The sequence below is a fragment of the Arthrobacter sp. PGP41 genome (assembly GCF_002953935.1).
Lineage (GTDB): Bacteria > Actinomycetota > Actinomycetes > Actinomycetales > Micrococcaceae > Arthrobacter.
Window position 1 is genome coordinate 3,830,646 of sequence record NZ_CP026514.1, and the last position, 17,336, is coordinate 3,847,981.

At 65.4% G+C, this 17,336-nt stretch carries 19 protein-coding genes; 8 read left to right on the plus strand and 11 right to left on the minus strand.

Annotated features, from left to right (window positions below; genetic code table 11):
• Window positions 1–3 precede the first annotated feature (3 nt).
• Entirely contained in the window at window positions 4–768 is a 765-nt protein-coding gene (locus C3B78_RS17525) for a hypothetical protein (protein ID WP_104999197.1), read from the minus strand.
• 191 nt (window positions 769–959) lie between these two features.
• Between C3B78_RS17525 and C3B78_RS17530 the strand changes: the two genes are divergently transcribed.
• Window positions 960–1,616: a DNA alkylation repair protein gene (locus C3B78_RS17530; RefSeq protein ID WP_104999869.1), complete on the plus strand. Its 657-nt coding sequence runs from the start codon at window positions 960–962 to the stop codon at window positions 1,614–1,616.
• Window positions 1,617–1,618: 2 nt separating this feature from the next.
• On the opposite strand, the gene C3B78_RS17535 is transcribed toward C3B78_RS17530, so the two are convergent.
• Both C3B78_RS17535 and C3B78_RS17540 read right to left on the minus strand, forming a co-directional pair.
• Window positions 1,619–1,969, minus strand: coding sequence for an ArsR/SmtB family transcription factor (locus tag C3B78_RS17535; RefSeq protein ID WP_104999198.1), 351 nt, complete (start codon window positions 1,967–1,969; stop codon window positions 1,619–1,621).
• A gap of 68 nt (window positions 1,970–2,037) precedes the next feature.
• A complete protein-coding gene (locus C3B78_RS17540) occupies window positions 2,038–2,775 on the minus strand; it encodes an aquaporin (RefSeq protein ID WP_104999199.1) in 738 nt (245 codons plus the stop codon).
• A gap of 46 nt (window positions 2,776–2,821) precedes the next feature.
• On the opposite strand from C3B78_RS17540, the gene C3B78_RS17545 reads away from it, so the two are divergent.
• From C3B78_RS17545 to C3B78_RS17565, 5 genes are all read left to right on the plus strand, one after another.
• Window positions 2,822–3,493 carry an arsenate reductase/protein-tyrosine-phosphatase family protein gene (locus C3B78_RS17545; RefSeq protein WP_104999200.1) on the plus strand — a complete coding sequence of 224 codons (672 nt, stop codon included), beginning with the start codon at window positions 2,822–2,824 and terminating at the stop codon, window positions 3,491–3,493.
• A 155-nt stretch (window positions 3,494–3,648) separates the two neighbouring features.
• Window positions 3,649–4,071 carry an arsenate reductase ArsC gene (locus C3B78_RS17550; RefSeq protein ID WP_104999201.1) on the plus strand — a complete coding sequence of 141 codons (423 nt, stop codon included), beginning with the start codon at window positions 3,649–3,651 and terminating at the stop codon, window positions 4,069–4,071.
• 28 nt (window positions 4,072–4,099) lie between these two features.
• Window positions 4,100–5,107 carry a thioredoxin-disulfide reductase gene (gene trxB, locus C3B78_RS17555; RefSeq protein ID WP_104999202.1) on the plus strand — a complete coding sequence of 336 codons (1,008 nt, stop codon included), beginning with the start codon at window positions 4,100–4,102 and terminating at the stop codon, window positions 5,105–5,107.
• Window positions 5,108–5,242: 135 nt separating this feature from the next.
• Window positions 5,243–6,640 (plus strand): FAD-dependent oxidoreductase, encoded by a 1,398-nt coding sequence (locus C3B78_RS17560; RefSeq protein WP_104999203.1) that lies wholly within the window; start codon window positions 5,243–5,245, stop codon window positions 6,638–6,640.
• A gap of 9 nt (window positions 6,641–6,649) precedes the next feature.
• The gene (locus C3B78_RS17565; RefSeq protein WP_104999204.1) at window positions 6,650–7,522 is read left to right on the plus strand and encodes a class I SAM-dependent methyltransferase; all 873 of its coding nucleotides are present in this window, start codon (window positions 6,650–6,652) and stop codon (window positions 7,520–7,522) included.
• Between the two features lie 161 nt (window positions 7,523–7,683).
• On the opposite strand, the gene C3B78_RS17570 is transcribed toward C3B78_RS17565, so the two are convergent.
• The gene (locus C3B78_RS17570; protein WP_104999205.1) at window positions 7,684–8,985 is read right to left on the minus strand and encodes an Nramp family divalent metal transporter; all 1,302 of its coding nucleotides are present in this window, start codon (window positions 8,983–8,985) and stop codon (window positions 7,684–7,686) included.
• Window positions 8,986–9,106: 121 nt separating this feature from the next.
• A complete protein-coding gene (locus C3B78_RS17575; protein WP_104999206.1) occupies window positions 9,107–10,042 on the minus strand; it encodes a dihydrodipicolinate synthase family protein in 936 nt (311 codons plus the stop codon).
• A gap of 182 nt (window positions 10,043–10,224) precedes the next feature.
• Between C3B78_RS17575 and C3B78_RS17580 the strand changes: the two genes are divergently transcribed.
• Window positions 10,225–11,250, plus strand: a complete 1,026-nt coding sequence (locus tag C3B78_RS17580) for a LacI family DNA-binding transcriptional regulator (RefSeq protein WP_104999207.1) — start codon at window positions 10,225–10,227, stop codon at window positions 11,248–11,250.
• A gap of 19 nt (window positions 11,251–11,269) precedes the next feature.
• Here C3B78_RS17580 and C3B78_RS17585 read toward each other — a convergent pair whose 3' ends face one another.
• The 5 genes from C3B78_RS17585 to C3B78_RS17605 form a co-directional block, all read right to left on the minus strand.
• Window positions 11,270–11,458: a hypothetical protein gene (locus tag C3B78_RS17585; RefSeq protein WP_104999208.1), complete on the minus strand. Its 189-nt coding sequence runs from the start codon at window positions 11,456–11,458 to the stop codon at window positions 11,270–11,272.
• Window positions 11,459–11,540: 82 nt separating this feature from the next.
• The gene (locus tag C3B78_RS17590) at window positions 11,541–11,999 is read right to left on the minus strand and encodes a pyridoxamine 5'-phosphate oxidase family protein (RefSeq protein WP_396136686.1); all 459 of its coding nucleotides are present in this window, start codon (window positions 11,997–11,999) and stop codon (window positions 11,541–11,543) included.
• 10 nt (window positions 12,000–12,009) lie between these two features.
• The gene (locus C3B78_RS17595; RefSeq protein ID WP_104999210.1) at window positions 12,010–12,459 is read right to left on the minus strand and encodes an SRPBCC family protein; all 450 of its coding nucleotides are present in this window, start codon (window positions 12,457–12,459) and stop codon (window positions 12,010–12,012) included.
• A gap of 95 nt (window positions 12,460–12,554) precedes the next feature.
• On the minus strand, window positions 12,555–14,948 hold the full coding sequence (gene ppsA, locus C3B78_RS17600) for a phosphoenolpyruvate synthase (protein ID WP_104999211.1): 2,394 nt from the start codon (window positions 14,946–14,948) through the stop codon (window positions 12,555–12,557).
• Between the two features lie 150 nt (window positions 14,949–15,098).
• Window positions 15,099–15,917 carry a pyruvate, water dikinase regulatory protein gene (locus C3B78_RS17605; protein WP_104999212.1) on the minus strand — a complete coding sequence of 273 codons (819 nt, stop codon included), beginning with the start codon at window positions 15,915–15,917 and terminating at the stop codon, window positions 15,099–15,101.
• Window positions 15,918–16,163: 246 nt separating this feature from the next.
• On the opposite strand from C3B78_RS17605, the gene C3B78_RS17610 reads away from it, so the two are divergent.
• Entirely contained in the window at window positions 16,164–16,640 is a 477-nt protein-coding gene (locus C3B78_RS17610) for a sensor histidine kinase (protein ID WP_104999213.1), read from the plus strand.
• A 73-nt stretch (window positions 16,641–16,713) separates the two neighbouring features.
• On the opposite strand, the gene C3B78_RS17615 is transcribed toward C3B78_RS17610, so the two are convergent.
• Entirely contained in the window at window positions 16,714–17,325 is a 612-nt protein-coding gene (locus C3B78_RS17615; RefSeq protein ID WP_104999214.1) for an NADPH-dependent FMN reductase, read from the minus strand.
• Window positions 17,326–17,336: the final 11 nt, after the last annotated feature.

Below are 17,336 nucleotides of genomic sequence, written 5' to 3' on the forward strand. Positions count from 1 at the left end.
TGCCTACCCCGCCGGCCGCAGCGACGTGATCATCCGCTTGATGTCCCGGTACTCCTGGGTCCCCGCGTACAGCTTCGCCTTCTCCAGGTACGGCAGCGACGCGTCGCCGGGCGTCCGGTTGAGCTCCGGATTGTAGAACGCCCCGAACGTGGCGGCATTGGGCGGCCAGGTGAAGAAGTGGAACATGTAGCAGGCTGAATCACCTTCGGGGTGCGGTGCGGACGTGATGCCGTAGGCCGCTGCCGGGGTATCCGGCGGGCCTGCAGCGGTGTCGTTGCCGCGGGTTTCGAAGGTATACCGCGGAACGGTGCCGTACTGCCCCAGCTGCGGCATCTCCTGCGATTCCAGGACCGAGTAGGGGTACTTTTCGGTGCACGTGGAGCCGGTGGCCATGTTGGTGCGCAGCGTCGCCAGCAGCCGGCCGTCCTCGCTTGTCACCTCAGCGAATGCCCCGCCACCCTCGGCCAGTTCCCCCGCCGGATCCTTGATGTGCCATGTGGAGGGCAGGTCGAAGGCCAGGTCGCCGGCCGCAGTGGTGTACGTGGTCCAGGAAGCCGACGGCGGCGGGGTAGCGGAGGGGCTGGCGGACGCACTCGCCGAGGCTGCCGCCGTCGTCATTTCCGTGGACGTTGGCGTGGCGCTTGCGGTGGCGGAGGCGGCCGACGACGTCCCCTGCGGCGGTCCGGCCGGCCCGCCGCAGGCGGTGAGCAGGGAGAGTGAAAGAAGTACTGCGGGTGATACCGCGCCGGGCCACGCTGACCGCCGCATCTCTGCCTCCTTGGAAGCGTTTTGGGGTCCTCCCATTGTGCCGCCGTACCGCAGCGCAGGACCTTTTAGTCAACCGATTGGAGCCAAACCGTTTCCCTCATAACAAAACGGTTAGGCTGGATTTCGCACGCGAGGGACAGGAGGCTGCGGTGGCTGAGGCAACGTCGACCGGGGCGGGTGTGGCTGAGCTGATGGCCGAGCTGGCGGAGCTTGAGGATCCAAGGGCACGCGAAGTGAACGAGAGGCACGGCGATGACCACGGCGTGAACCTCGGCAAATTGCGTGCCATCGCCAAGCGGCTGAAAACCCAGCAGGAAGTTGCCCATGAGCTCTGGGACACCGGCGACACCGCAGGCAGGCTGCTGGCCCTCCTGGTCTGCCGGCCCAAGGCGTTCGCGCGGGACGAGCTGGACGCGATGCTGCGGGAGGCCAGCGCACCAAAGGTGCAGGACTGGCTGGTGAACTACGTGGTGAAGAAGAATCCGCACGCCGAACAGCTGCGCGTGGCCTGGCTGGAAGATCCGGACCCGGTGGTGGCAAGTGCCGGCTGGGCCTTGACGAGCGAGCGCGTGGTGAAGGTACCCCGGGGCCTCGACCTTGCAGGACTGCTGGACGTCATCGAAGCGGAAATGAAGGACGCCCCGGACCGGCTGCAGTGGGCCATGAACACATGCCTGGCCCAGATCGGAATTGAGCACCCCGGGCACAGGGCCCGGGCACTGGAGACCGGCGAGCGCCTGCAGGTGCTCAAGGACTACCCCACCTCCCCCGGCTGCACCTCACCGTTCGCGCCCGCGTGGATCAACGAGATGGTCCGGCGGAAGGACGGCAAGGACGGTCAGGGCTGAGGCTACAGGTTTGCCAGGATGTTGGCGGCGTCGTCCAGGGCGCCGGGGGCTAGGGAGAAGTAGGCCCAAGTGCCGCGCTTTTCGCGGTGCAGCAGCCCGGCTTCGACCAGCACTTTCAGGTGGTGGGACACCGTGGGCTGGCCAAGGTCCAGAGGCTCCGTCAGGTCACACACGCAGGTCGATCCGGAGGGTGAGGCCTTGATGATGGAGAGCAGCCGGAGACGGTTTGGATCAGACAGGGCCTTGAAGACCAGCGCCTGCTGCTTCGCTTCCTTGGCGCCCAGCGTGGAGCCTCCTGCAGGCGGGCAGCAGGCTTCATCAGTGGCCGGCTGAAGGACGGGCAGCACATTCACCTACCTATTATGCGCCAAAATTGACATGCATCAATATAGTGGCGCCCTTTGTTGGGCCGGGAAGCCGCCTAGGAGCTGACTTTGGCCTCGTGCGGAAGTACGACGTCATCGGCGGCGCTGGCCGCGGAGGGGAAGAGGACGAGCAGGAGCCCCAGGCCCACTCCAGCGCCGACGACCTGGGCGATGACAAACGCGGGCACGGAGGCCGGTGCGATGCCGGCGAACGTGTCGCTGAAGATACGGCCAACCGTGACAGCGGGATTCGCGAACGACGTCGATGACGTGAACCAGTACGCGGCCCCGATGTAGGCGCCCACCGCCGGCGCGGCAAGGACGCCCCGCTTTGTAGCCGCAAGGGCGAAAATGAGCAGGATCAGGCCCGCCGTTGCGACCACTTCGCCGAGCAGGTGGCCGCCCGAGGCGCGGTCCTTGCCCGAGATGGAGGTGCCCACCTCAAACATGGCGTTCGCCACGGTACTGCCACCGATCGCACCGATCGCCTGGGAGGCCACGTAGACGCCGACGTCGGGCAGGGTCAGTCCGGCGCCGCTGCGCCGCCCCAGAATCCAGTCAACGAGCGAGACTACGGGATTGAAATGCGCCCCGCTGACAGGCCCGAACACGAGGATCAGGACGGTCAGGCCAAGAACAGTGGCGGTGCTGTTCTGCAGCAGCTGCAGGCCAACGTCGTTGGGCGAGAGCTGCTGCGCCATGATGCCCGAGCCCACGACGATCATCACGAGCAGGCTGGTGCCAAGGAATTCGGCGACGGCGCGACGCCACAACGGCGGCTGGTTCGTAGTCATGTCACCAAGCTTGACTCAAGAAAGTTACTCAGTCAAAGTTGACTCAATGAGAACTGACCCAGCGTCCGCTTTCCAGGCGCGCGTAGCCAAGCACGCAGCCCTGGCCGACCCTGCGCGGCTGCGCATCGTCGACCTGCTGACCCTCGGCGACTTCTCCCCCACGGAACTCCAGGTTGAACTGGGCATGCCATCCAACCTGCTGTCGCACCACGTGCGGGCCCTGGAAAGCGCCGGCCTGGTAACCCGGCACCGCTCCGAAGCGGACAAACGTCGCAGCTATATCCGCCTCACCGCAGGGGCGCTGGAAGGCCTCGCGCCCGGCGTCGAACATGACGCCACTCGGCTCCTGTTTGTCTGCACGCGGAACAGCGCCCGCTCCCAGATGGCCGCCGCCCTCTGGCGCCAGGTCAGTGATATCCCGCCCACCTCGGCCGGGACGCATCCGGCGGACCGCATCGCCCAGGGCGCTATTGATGTCGCCCGCCGCCATGGGGTGGAGCTGCCCGAGGTTCCGCCGCGGAAACTGGAAGGGATCTCCGGCGGCGATTTCGTGATCACCGTCTGCGACAACGCCCACGAGGAACTCGCCAACCTCGGCGGGATCCACTGGTCCGTCCCGGATCCGCTCCGACTCAACACCCCGGAAGCCTTTGAGGTTGCCTTCAATGACATTTCGCACCGCATCCACGGCCTCGCTCCCCGGCTTTATGCCGCCTGACACGGCCCATTCCAAGACCGCGCCACATTAAACATTGACAACCATCAATCAATCGTCGGATACTCCATACATCGATCAGCATCAATATGTTCGAGACGTAGGGCGTGACGACTTCAACCAGACCGAAACACCCAACTGATTCCAGGAGAACACCAGTGAGCACCGAAACCGCCAAGAAGCCGTCCGTCCTGTTCGTCTGCGTCCACAACGCCGGCCGCTCCCAGATGGCCGCAGCCTTCCTCACCAGCCTTTCCAAGGGCGCCATCGAGGTCCGCTCCGCCGGATCCCAGCCCGCAGACAAAATCAACCCGTCCGCCGTGGAGGCCATGGCTGAGGTGGGCATCGATATGTCCGCCGAGGTCCCCAAGGTCCTCACCACGGAGGCCGTAAAGGAATCCGACGTCGTCATCACCATGGGCTGCGGCGACGAATGCCCCTACTTCCCCGGCAAGCGTTACGAGGACTGGGTCCTCGAGGACCCCGCCGGCAAGGGCGTCGAATCCGTCCGCCCCATCCGCGACCAGATCAAAACCCGCATCGAGGGCCTGATCGAATCCCTCATCCCGGCCGCCAAATAGCCCGTCCCGGACACCAGGAGAGACACCCGTGAGCAGCACCAACGAAACCCCGGCAGCCGCCAAGGCTGAACAGCTGATCATCGTCGGTTCCGGCCCCGCCGGCTACACCGCCGCGATCTACGCCGCCCGCGCCGGGCTCAAGCCCCTGGTCCTCGCCGGCTCGGTCACCGCGGGAGGTGCCCTGATGAACACCACCGAGGTCGAAAACTTCCCCGGCTTCCCCGGCGGCATCCAGGGCCCGGAACTCATGGACGGGCTGCAGGAACAGGCGGAAAAGTTCGGCGCCCGGGTGGTGTTCGACGACGTCACGGAGGTTACGCTGACGGGCCATCTCAAGCGCGTGGTCACCGGCGGCGGCGACATGCATGAGGCGCCCGCCGTCATCCTCGCCACCGGCTCCGCCTACAAGGAACTCGGCCTGCCCGAAGAGAAGAAGCTCAGCGGCCACGGCGTGTCCTGGTGCGCCACCTGCGACGGGTTCTTCTTCCGCGACCAGGACATCATTGTGGTGGGCGGCGGCGACTCGGCCATGGAAGAGGCCATGTTCCTGACCCGTTTCGGCAAGTCCGTCACCGTCGTCGTCCGCAAAGACGAACTGCGCGCCTCCCGCATCATGGCACAGCGGGCCAAGGACAACCCCAAGATCAGCTTCGCCTGGAACTCCGCCGTCACCGCCATCCACGGCGCTACCAAGGTCACCGGCGTCACCCTGACGGACACCCGCACCGGCGAAACCCGCCACCAAGCCGCCACCGGAATCTTCGTCGCCATCGGCCACGTCCCCCGCACCGAACTGGTGGCCGGACAGGTGGACCTGGACGAGGAGGGGTACATCAAGGTCGACGCCCCCACCACCGTCACCAACCTCACCGGCGTCTTCGCCTGCGGCGACGCCGTGGACCACCGCTACCGCCAGGCCATCACAGCCGCCGGCACCGGCTGCGCCGCAGCCCTCGACGCCGAACGCTACCTCGCAGCACTCGAAGACGCAGACAGCATCGCCACCGCCCTCGTCGAAGAACCAACCCACGCCTGACACACCCCGCCCACCGCCGCCCCCACCCCAAACCCCATCCATCCCAACTAGGTAGCGCTAAGTGTCGTTATGGGCCGTCAGAACGACACTTAGCGCTACCTAGTTGGGGAGGCCACTGAGAACAAAAGAGGACACATGGATTCGACGACGAAGCTGCCGGTTGCCGTGATCGGCGCAGGACCCGTCGGGCTGGCCGCCGCCGCCCACCTGCTTGAGCGCGGACTGGAACCGCTGGTCTTCGAAGCAGGAACGACGGCGGGCGCTGCCATCGAGCAGTGGCGCCACATCCGGCTGTTCTCACCCTGGCGGTTCAACCTCGACGCCGCCGCCCTCCGCCTGCTCGCATCGGCAGGATGGGAAGCACCCCGCCCCACCGCACTCCCCTACGGCGGCGAACTCGTCGACAACTACCTCGCACCCCTGGCCGCACTGCCGCAGATCGCCTCACGGCTGCAAACCGGCGCGCGAGTCATCGCCGTCACCCGGCAGGGGCTGGACAAAACCCACAGCCGAAACCGGGACACAACGCCCTTCACCGTCCGCGTCGAACACAGCAGCGGCGAGACCCGCGACCACACCGTGTCCGGCGTCATCGATGCATCCGGCACATGGTCCCGCCGCAACCCGCTGGGCACCTCAGGCCTTCCCGCCGTCGGTGAAGACACGGCAGCGGACCGGATCTCCGCGCCGCTGCCGGACGTCACCGGCCGGGACCGCGCTTCGTTCGCCTGCCGCCGCGTCCTCGTCGTCGGTGATGGCCACTCAGCCGCCAACACCCTCATCAGCCTCGCTGACCTGGCCAGGGAAGAGCCGGATACCCGGATCCTCTGGGCCGTTCGCGGCGCTTCGGCGGACAAGGCCTACGGCGGCGGCGACGCAGACGGCCTGCCGGCACGGGGCCAGCTCGGAGCCCGCGTCCGACGCCTCGTGGAGGCAGGAAAAATCGAACTCCACACCAGCTTCGGCATCAGCTCACTGAAGAATCTCGACTCGCACGTGTTGGTCGAGTCCGTCGACGGCCGCACCCTCGATGCCGACGTCGTTGTGCCCTGCACCGGTTTCCGCCCTGACCTGGACATCCTGCGCGAACTGCGCCTCGACCTGGACCCCGCCGTCGAAGCGCCCGTCGGGCTCGGTCCACTTATCGACCCCGAGTTCCACTCCTGCGGCACAGTCCCGCCCCACGGCGCGAAGCTCCTGGCCCACCCGGACAAAGACTTCTACATCGTCGGCATGAAGTCCTACGGCCGGGCACCCACCTTCCTCCTCGCCACGGGCTACGAACAGGTCCGCTCCGTCGTCGCCGCGCTTGCCGGCGACCAGGAGGCCGCCGACACCGTCCAGCTCGAACTCCCGGAAACCGGCGTCTGCTCCACCGACGCCGGCACCAGCTGTGACGTCCCCGCGCAGGCCGGACCAGCGGCGGCCGCAGCCGAGGAGACCGGCGGCTGCTGCACCACACCCGAACCGATACTGGTCGGCTTCCCCACAGGCCTGGCACACGGCCGCTCGGGCACAACTGACCCGCTGTAATGTGATGGCGTGATCGTCCCCGATATTTCCCAGAGCGCCGCGGCGGTCGCGGACCACTACGACGAGCTCGATCCCATTTACCGCCGGGTGTGGGGCGATCACGTCCATCACGGGCTATGGGTGACTGGCCGGGAGACGCCTGCCGAGGCCGTCGAGGCGCTGGTCGGCACCGTCGGCGATCGGCTGGGCCTCATGCCCGGCGAGGCGTGCGTCGACATTGGCTGCGGCTATGGCTCCACCGCACGGCAGTTTGCGGTGACACGCGGGGTCCGCGTTACCGGCTTCACGCTGTCAACTGAACAGGCCCGCTATGCCGATGCGCATCCCGTACCGGCTGTGGACATCCAAGTCCGCGACTGGCTCGTCAACGGGATGGCCGATGCCTCCGCCGATGCCGCCTGGGCGATCGAATCGAGCGAGCACATGGTCGATAAGGCCCGGTTCTTCGCGGAGGCGCACCGCGTGCTGGCGCCCGGCAGCCGCTTCGTCATCTGCGCTTGGCTCGCCGAGACTGATGCCTGCGGCTGGAAGGTTCGCCACCTGCTTGAGCCGATCTGCCGCGAAGGGCGCCTGCCTTCAATGGGTACGCGCGAGGAGTATGAGGCGATGGCAACGGCGGCGGGCTTTGCGATCACTGGCTATGAGGATGCCAGCCGCCGCGTGGCGCGCACCTGGACGATCTGCACCCTACGACTTGTGAAGGCCTTGCTCGTAGATCGCGAGACCCGCCGCCTCGCCCTCCGCGCACGCAACCGCAGCTCGTTTCTGGGCTTGCCCCGCCTGATCCTGGCGTACCGCACCGGTGCGATGCGCTACGGGATTTTCACGCTGTCGAAGGCGAGGGAGAACGGGGCGCCACGCGAACCCGGCACGGTCAGCTAGGAGATGCGTCGGAGCCGCCATGACTAAATGGTTCGACTGCGCGGTCGGAGCCCCCGCGCGAGTCTCGCTCACCGCGAATCTTGATCGAACCTTCACAACCCGTGAGTGCCCCGGCCGAATGTCGACCGGGGCACTCACTCACTGCGTTCTGTGCGGAAGTCCTACGAACCCAGAAGAAGTGTGATGAGCCGGATGGAGGACGCGATGATGGTGATCAGGCCGATGGCGCCGAAAACGTTCTGCCACCAGCGGTTGCGGAGTTCCCCCATAACGGCGGCCTTGTTGCTCATGATGAACAGCAGGACCCCCAGCAGGGGCGCAATCAGAACGGTCAAGGACTGGGCGATGACGATGAGCCCCACCGGGGAGGACTGGAACGAGAGTGTAATGATCAGCCCAAAGGCGAGGATCATGCCGGTGACGATGCGCGCGGCAGGTGATCCTGCGTGGGCTCCCCTGCCCATGGCGTCGGAGAGCATGGTGCCGCCTGCAGTGGCGTTGGCGATCATGGAGGAGAAAGCGGCGCCGGATAGACCCAGGGCGAAGAGCATGGAGCCGACAGGGCCTGCGAGCGGCTCAAAGATGGAGGCGAGGGCGGTGATGGAGCCTGCTTCCCCGCCGGTCTTGCCCAGGACGGCGGCTGCCACCAGGATGACCAGGGCGGTCATGATGCCCGGGGCGACGATGCCGGGAATGGTATCCGCAAGGGTGATGTCCCGGTAGTCGGCGCGGGTGCGCCGGTGTTCTTTGATGCCGTACGAGGTGTAGAACGCGGCATTGATGGAGAAGTTGGTTCCCACCAGGGCAACTACCAGGATTTCACTGCCTACGGGCAGCGTGGGCACCATCCCTTCGAGGGAGCGGTACCAGTCCGGCTGCGCGACGACGGCGCTCGCCACGAAGGCGACGGCCATCAGGGCAACAATCACCAGGAGTGCCTTTTCGATGATGCCGTACACATTGCGGAAAGCGAGGACGAACGCGACGGCAGCCGTGCAGACGACCGTCCAGATCACCGGAGAACCGCCGAAGACCATCGACAGGCCCAGTCCTGACCCTACTGCGTTTCCTACGGAAAACATGAGGGTGATGCCAAAGACACCAAAGCCCGCGAGGACGCCCACCGGCTTGCCAAGGTGGTCCTTGATGGAAGTGATCAGCGACGTCGGCGTAACGATTCCCAGCCGGACGCTCATGTCCGTAAAGAAGATCATGAGAATGGTGGAGACTGCGATGACCCAGACAAGGCTGTAGTCGAAACGGCTGCCGGCCTGGACGGCGGTGGTGAGGTTACCGGGGCCGAACTGCCAGGCGCCCACCACAAAGGCCGGGCCCATCAGGGCGAGGTAGCCAAGGAAGGTACGGCGCTTTCCCGTTCCTGCGGGCGCGGGGTTTACGTGCGGGGTGGCCATCTGCTGTTCCATCTGTCCGGGATGGGTGATGGTCCTATTCTGCTCGCGCATCTGCGAGTCCTCCTTCTACAGCTGCAATGCTGTGGGTCGTCATTGACCGGGTGGAGAGTAAAAAAGTGGGGACCGGGTGGCGGGCCATGGCCCGCCACCCGAAGGGATCCAGGAAAATGGATCAGACAGTGGCCGTGACGCTGCCGAGGTTTGCGGACTTCAGGGCCAGGGCGATTTCGTCGCCGGCGCCCTCAGCAAGCGGAAGCAGCGGAGGCCGGACCGTCGCGTGCTCCAGGATTCCGCGGGCAACGAGGCCCTCCTTGAGCGCCACCGTGCCTTCCATATGCGAACCGCGGTGGTACACGTTCTTGGTGACGGGCAGCAGGCGGTCGTGGATGGCACGGGCCGCCTGGTAGTCCTTGGCCTTGCCGGCCGCGATGAGCTCCACCAGCGGTTCGGGTGCGAGTCCGCCGTAACCCACCAGGGCGCCGTCCACGTCAAACATGGTGTGCAGCAGGTACTCGTCATGGCAGGTGAGGATCTGCAGGTCCGGGTAGGTTGCGCGGAGCACGGGGATTTCCGTGTCCCAGCGTTTCATGTTGCGGACGCCGTTCTTGGTGGCGAACACACCTTCCTGGCCGGCGATCTCCAGCTGGGTTTCAAGGTCGTAGGTGGCCTTGGTGGCATCCGGGTACTGGAAGAGGATCAGCGGCAGGCCGGAGGTCTCGTAGATTTCCTTGTAACGGGTCTGCGGCGCACCCTTCTGGTAGCCGAACCGGAGCCAGCCGTGCGAGGGGTAAACGAGGCCCGCGGACGCGCCGGCCTCGACGGCCCGCTTTGCCTCCAGGGCAGCAACAGTGTTTCCCTCGCCGGTGATGCCCGCGATGATAGGAATCTCGCCATTGACCGCGTTCTTGAATTCGCGGATCACCAGGGCCTGCTCATCCTGGGTCAGGAAGGTGCCTTCACCGGCGTGGCCCAGGACCACCAGGCCCTTGACGCCCTCGACGCTAGCCAGCCAGCCGCCCAGCCGGTGGATGGCGTCGACGTCGACGCTGCCGTCGCGGTTGAAGGGGGTGACGGGAGCGGGGACCAGCCCGCGGAGATCGATGGTCATTTCACTACCTCTGTCTTCTTTGATGGTCGGCAGTCCCGCCGGGGTTTCAGTTTTCTTGATCTGAAAACGTTTGCGGGAACGTTTTCATTGTGACCCGCATCGCAGGGCGCTGTCAAGAGAACGTTTGCAGAAAGGGGGAATAGAGTGTCTTTACACGCTTGCCGTAGAAGAGGAGGACCGCCATGGAGCCCGTGGCATCCAGCACGATCGTCACGCTCAGGGACGTCGCTGCAGCCAGCGGCGTCAGTATTTCCACCGCCAGCCGCGCCCTGGACGAACGTACGGCTTCCCGCTCCGCCGCAGCGGCGCATGTGAGGAAAGTGGCGGAAGAGCTCGGGTACCGCCGGAACTCCTTTGCGTCCGGCCTCCGCCGCGGCGAAACCAGGACCCTCGGCGTACTCGTCCCCCGCCTGAGCGACACCGTCATGGCGCTCATGTTTGAGGAAATCGAACGGGCGGCGTCGTCCCGCGGTTATTTCGCGATGGTGGCCACCAGCGGCGACGACCCCAACGACGAACGCCGCGCGGCCGAAACACTTCTGGACCGGAATGTGGACGGCCTGATCCTGGCCACGGCACGGCTCGACGACGAACTTCCGCGCCGCCTGCGGGAGCGGAAGGTAGCGCACGCCCTGGTGCTCCGGACGGACGGCGTCAGCCCCTCCGCCCTCGGGGATGACGAGGTGGGAGGCTACCTCGCGGTCAGGCACCTCATCGACCTTGGACACAGCGACATTGCGGTGGTCACCGGACCGTCGTTCACTTCATCGGGAATCGCCCGCCTGGCCGGAGCCCGCAAGGCCCTGGCCGAAGCGCACCTGACGGCCCGCGAGGACTGGATCATCACCGGCGGCTACGGCATCGAAAACGGCTTCAGCGCGGGTGAAGCGCTCCTGGGGCATGAACCCCGCCCCACCGCGATTTTCGCGGCAAACGACAACCTTGCCATGGGCGTCATGGCCGCCGCCCACAGGCATGACCTGAAGATCGGGGCGGACCTGGCACTGGTGGGCTACAACGACACTCCCCTGGCCGCAAGGCTCCCGACGCCCCTGACGTCCGTCCACGTTCCCTTGGACCAAATCGCCAGGACCGCGATTGACCTCATTGTTGAGCCGGGCACGGAACCGCCGCTTCGGAAATCCATGCCCACGCTCATCCCGCGTGAATCAAGCGGCGCACGGCGTGTCAGCGACGGCAGGAAATGAACGAGCTGCCTGCCACGCGTTAGTCGCTTTCCGGCCCCTGCGTTGCGTCAGTGTCTTCCTCGGGCTCAAAGGTGTTGGGCTCGGCGTCCGATCCGATCCCCACGCCATCGCTGCTGCCGGGAACACCGCCGTCGCCCTTTTCCCGGGCCGCGGCCGCGCCCTCCTGCGGTTCGTCTTCAGGCAGTGAATCGGGTGAATTGATAGTCATCGCTCCTCCTTCATTGGCCGGTCCTTCACGCTAACAGCACCCGGCAGGAAAGGCTCCGATGCCGGCAAACAATTTGATGCCGCTACGTCCAGTCCGCCGAGAAATCCAGCGGCGGCCACCACCGCGTCCGCGTGTGGACAGCGAACCTGCGTCCCGTGACCTCGGTCGGGTTGAGCCGCACCAGATGCTCCTTGAGGCCTGGCTCCCAGGGTTCACGGTCCGGGTCCGCAAGCTCCAGGGGCAAGGCGCCGTCTTCCACGGGCTCGGGACTGCCCTTGACTACCACGCTCCACACCTCGGTGCTGTATGCGTTCAGCCCGTCCGTCTCCAGCGCCACAGCGGCCCCTGCGAGCAAGGAGCGCAGCTTGGTGCCAGGGGCAGTCCGAAAGTAGAGTGCCCGCTCTGCTGTCACGATGTTCACGGGAAAGATTTCGGGGGTGCTCCCGTTGATGACCGCCAGCCTGCCAATGTAGGAGGAGCGCAGGTACTCCCAGCACTCTGCTTCCGTGAGGACCTCGGTGTTCGGTCCCGGCTGTGTCATGCCCATGATCCTAGGCTTTCCCGGCAGGCTGGCGCAGCTCGAGGTATTTCTTCAGCGCCAGCCAGTTGGCTTGTTCCCGGCGGTTGCCGACGGCCCGGACCAGGGGCCCCAGGAGCCGCAGCGGACCGTGCGGCTCCAGCCTCCAGACCCAGCGAAGCCTGCACTGGTTTCCCTGCGGGGCGAAAGTCAGTTCGCCGGCGATGTCCATGCCGGCGGTCCGGCTGTGCGACTTCAGCGAACGGGGACGGCTGAACCCCGTGCATTCGATGGTCACGCGGGTGCGGCGCCGCCCCTTCATGACGGCGGCGTACCGGGTCCGGAGCCCAATGGGCCCGGGCGTGAGCTTCTCCACCTGCACCATGTTTGGGTTGTAGAGGGGCTCGTTGCGTTCGTCCGCCACGAAATCGAAGACCGCCTCGATCGGAGCGGCGATCACGATTTCTCCGATGATCGGTTTCATCCTTCCCTCCAAGGCCGCCGTTCGCAGGACCCGCGGCACGGGCCCTGCGAACAGCTTTGACTCAACCTGGCAGGAGCGGAAGTGCCGAAGGTCCCTCAGCCCTGGGTGGCCAGTTGCCTGCTTTCAGCAAGCCTGATCCAGGTGTCCACCACGGTGTCCGGGTTGAGGGAGACAGATTCGATGCCCTGGTCAACCAGCCACTCAGCCAGGTCAGGGTGGTCGCTGGGGCCCTGGCCACAGATACCGACATACTTGCCGCGCTCCCTGCAGGCCCGGATTGCCATTGCCAACAGCTTCTTCACAGCAGGATCGCGCTCATCGAAGCCCTCGGCCACCACCGCCGAATCCCGGTCAAGCCCCAGGGTCAGCTGGGTCATGTCATTGGAACCGATGGAGAAACCGTCGAAGTAGTCCAGGAACTCGTCCGCCAGAAGCGCGTTGGACGGCAGTTCGCACATCATGATGACCTCAAGGCCATTTTCGCCGCGCCGCAGCCCGTTCTCGGCGAGGAGGTCGATAACGCCCCGGGCCTCGTCCAAGGTCCGCACGAAGGGGATCATGAGCTTGACGTTGGTCAGGCCCATCTCGTTGCGGACGAAGGACAGGGCCTCGCACTCGAGGTCGAAGCAGTCCCGGAACGAGGGCTCTAGGTAGCGTGAAGCGCCGCGGAAACCGAGCATCGGGTTTTCTTCATGCGGTTCGTAGGCGGGCCCGCCGATGAGGTTGGCGTACTCGTTGGATTTGAAGTCGGACATGCGGACGATGACAGGCTCAGGCGCAAAGGCAGCTGCAATGGTGGCCACGCCCTCGGCCAGGCGCTTGATGTAGTAGTCGCGCGGGTTTTCATAGGCGGCGATCCGTTCCCGGATTACATCGGCTACGTCCGGCGCCTGGTCCTCGAGGTTCAACAAGGCCTTGGGGTGGATGCCGATCTGGCGGTTGATGATGAATTCGAGGCGGGCAAGGCCCACGCCGTGGTTGGGCAGCTGGGCAAAGGTAAACGCCTGCTCCGGCGTTCCCACATTCATCATCACCTTCACCGGCGCCTCGGGCAGCTGGGTGATTCCCGTTTCCTCAACGCTGAAGTCCAGCAGCCCTTGGTAGATGACCCCAGTCTCGCCGTCGGCACAGGACACGGTGACCTCGACGCCGTCTGCCAGCGCATCGGTGGCGTGCCCGGTTCCCACAACCGCGGGGATCCCGAGCTCGCGGGCGATGATGGCCGCGTGGCAGGTCCGTCCGCCGCGGTTTGTGACGATGGCGGAGGCACGCTTCATGATCGGTTCCCAGTCGGGATCGGTCATGTCCGCGACGAGGACGTCACCCGTCTGGAACGCGGCCATTTGGTCGATGGCGGTGAGGATGCGGACGCTGCCGGCGCCGATGCGCTGGCCGATGGCGCGGCCTTCGGCGAGCACCGGACCGGTCTCGTTGAGGCGGAACCGGGTCTGGCTGCCGGGCGCACGGCGGGACTGCACGGTCTCCGGGCGTGCCTGCAGGATGTACAGGCCGCCGTCAATGCCGTCCTTGCCCCACTCAATGTCCATGGGCCGGCCGTAATGCTTCTCAATGGCGACGGCGTGCCGGGCGAGCTGCTCGACGTCGTCGTCCGTGAGGCTGAAACGGTTCCGCAGCGCAGCCTCAACCGGGACGAAGTCAATGGTGCGGCCGACTTCCTGGCTGTTCGTGTACGTCATCTGGAGGGCTTTCTCGCCCAGGCCGCGCTTGAGGATTGCGGGGCGGCCCGCTGCCAGGGCGGGCTTGTACACGTAGAACTCGTCCGGGTTCACGGCGCCCTGGACGACGGCTTCGCCCAGGCCGTAGGAGGAGGTGACAAAAACGGCGTCCTGGAAGCCCGATTCGGTGTCCATGGTGAACATGACGCCGGAGGATCCGACGTCTGAGCGCACCATCCGCTGGATGCCGGCCGAAAGTGCCACGTCGGCGTGCTCGAACTTGTGGTGCACGCGGTAGGCAATGGCCCGGTCGTTGTACAGGGAGGCGAAGACGTCCTTGATGGCCTGCAGGATGTTCTCGATGCCGCGGACGTTCAGGAAGGTTTCCTGCTGCCCGGCGAAGGAGGCGTCCGGGAGATCTTCAGCGGTGGCACTGGACCGCACCGCCCAGGAGAGGTCGGCGGAGCCGCCGTGCTTCTCGACCAGCTGCTGGTAGGAGTTCCGGATCTGTTCTTCGAAGTCCGGGAGGAAAGGCGTCCCGCGCACCAGGGACCGGATCTCCTGGCCGGCTGCGGCCAAGGCCGTCACATCGTCAGTGTCCAGGCCTACCAGCCTGTCCGCGATCTTCTGGTCCAGGCCTGAGTCGGCCAGGAAGCGGCGGTAGGCATCAGCGGTGGTGGCAAAACCGTCCGGTACCTGTACGCCGGCAGAGGTCAGGTTCTGCACCATTTCGCCCAGGGAGGCGTTTTTCCCGCCCACCCGGTCCAGGTCCTTGAGCCCGAGTTCGGAGAACCACAGGATGTCTGTTGTCATAGTTGCTGCTCCTTTGCAGAGGGTCGCGCGTGGCACCCGCATCCGCGCATGGCGGAAGCGGGCAGATGCGCACAGTTCCTGTCAACAGTGGCAGGTCTCTAAAAGTCCTGCCACATGACGTGCGCCACACTCGGATTGTGAAACTTTTCCCTAATGTTTGAGGTTCATTTTCTGGAGGATGGTCGCCGCCATTTCCTCAACGGACACGCTGGCCGAGTTCAGGTACGGAATCCCGTAGGACTCATACAAGCGCTCCGCGCTGCGCAGCTCGAACCCGCATTGCCGCAGGGAAGCATAGGGGGAGCCGCGCCGCCGTTCGGTGCGGACCTGGCTGAGCCGCAGCGGATTGGTGGTCAGGCCGAAACACTTCGAAACAAAAGGCCTGAGCGGTCTCGGCAGTCCTTCCCGTTCAAAGTCCTCGTCCACCAAGGGAAAGTTGGCGGCGAAGATCCCGTGCTGCAGTGCCAGGTACATGGTGGTGGGCGTCTTGCCGCACCGGGAGGGGGCCACCAGGATGACCTGTGCCTTCTCCAATGCGCGCAGGCTCTGGCCGTCGTCGTGCTCCATGGCGTACTCGACCGCGGCCATCCTTGACTGGTAACGGGCAGCGTTCCCCAGCCCGTGCGCCCTGCCCGGTTCCCCGCTGGCCAGCGTGCCGAGCCCCTTTTCCAGGACGCCAATATGGGTCCCGATGAGGTCCACGACGATTCCCTGGCACGTGCCAAGGATCTGCCGTATTTCGCTGTTGACGGCCGTGGAAAAGACAATGGGCTGGAGGCCCTTGGCAGCGAAGCCGTCGATAGTCTCGACGACGGAACGCGCCTGCCCCGCACTGGTGATGAACGGGATTGTTATGCGGTCGAAATTGTTCACGGGGAACTGCGTCAGCAGTGTATTGCCGAGCGTTTCCGCAGTGATGCCGGTACTGTCCGAGAGAAAGTAGACGGGACGGAGATCGCCGCTGGTCATGTTGCTTTTCGGACTTCCACGGGGGTGCCGGGAAGGTTGAGCCGCGGGTCATGGCGGTAGGACGTCATGGGATGCCTTTCGTTCAGCGACGGTGGGGAACGGGTCCGGGCGGTATGACATCGAGTTTACGGAACAGGAAAGACCCGCCCAGAATTGATGGGATCTTGAGTTAAACCTTGCTGGCCGTTGAAGTTTCAGGTCCACGCTGGAGCCATAGCATCAAACAGTCTGTGGGGAGAAGGAGCTATGAGTGACCAGACAGCTTTTTACGGCGACGTCATCGCCGTAGGAGGTGTCCTGACGGATCAGCATCCGGTCGACTTCCACACGTTGGGGCTTGCCGGTTGCATTGACCGGCTCACCGGGCCCCTCCGCCAGCACGGGACCGCAGTCCACTGGGATACTCCGCACTGGGGCATCGAGATCCCGGCGGACTGCGCGTCCCTCCTCTACCAGTCGGCACGCGAGGCTCTAAGCAATGCCTACAAGTACGCCGATGCCTCCCGCCTGACCGTCCAGCTCGCCGCCGTGGACCATGGAATCCGCCTGGTAGTGGCCGACGACGGCGCGGGCTTTGACAGGGAGCACGCCTCCTTCGGGCGGCACCACGGCTACGGCCTGCGGCTCATGGCTGTGGCCGTGCGGGGAGCAGGCGGCACGCTGGACATCAGCTCCAGCCCGGGGCACGGTACCAGCGTCACGGTGACGCTGCCGCTCGACTAAAGACTCGGATGCCCGCCGTACTGGGACAGCGGGCATCCGTAATCACTAGCGCATCAATATCGCGGGAGCCCGCCTACCTGGTGAGCTTCCCTTCGTCCAGTTCAAGGTCGCCGATGTGGCCGGGCGCGTTCGCGGCCAGGACCCGGGCAACGAACGCGCTGTACTCGTCCATGTAGTGGCGCAGGAACTTGGCGGTCCCCTCGTCCTTGACCTCGCCGCCCTCACCGAACACGGCAGCGCTGTAGTGGATATAGGCTTCCGGGGCGTTCAACTGCGGGGCGTCCAGGAAGCTAAGGACGCTGCGGAAAGAGGACTGCATCACCGCCGTCCCGATGCTGCCCACGGACGCTCCAATAATGCCGGTGGGCTTGCGGGCGAATGAGTTGCTCCCCCAAGGCCGGGAGCCCCAGTCGATGGCGTTCTTGAGGGCGCCGGGAATGGAACGGTTGTATTCGGGGGATACAAACAGGATTCCGTCCGAAGCCTCGATGGACTCTTTGAGGGCGCGGCCTTCCGGCGGAAAGTCGGCGTCGTAGTCGTAGCTGTACAGGGGTAGGTCCTTGATGGGAATCTCAGTGAATTCCAGGTCCTCCGGAGCCAGTTTGATCAAAGCCTGGGAGAGGACCCGGTTGATTGAGCCGGTGGCCAGGCTCCCCACGAAGTACCCGATCTTGAACGGTGCCATGAGTGTTCCTT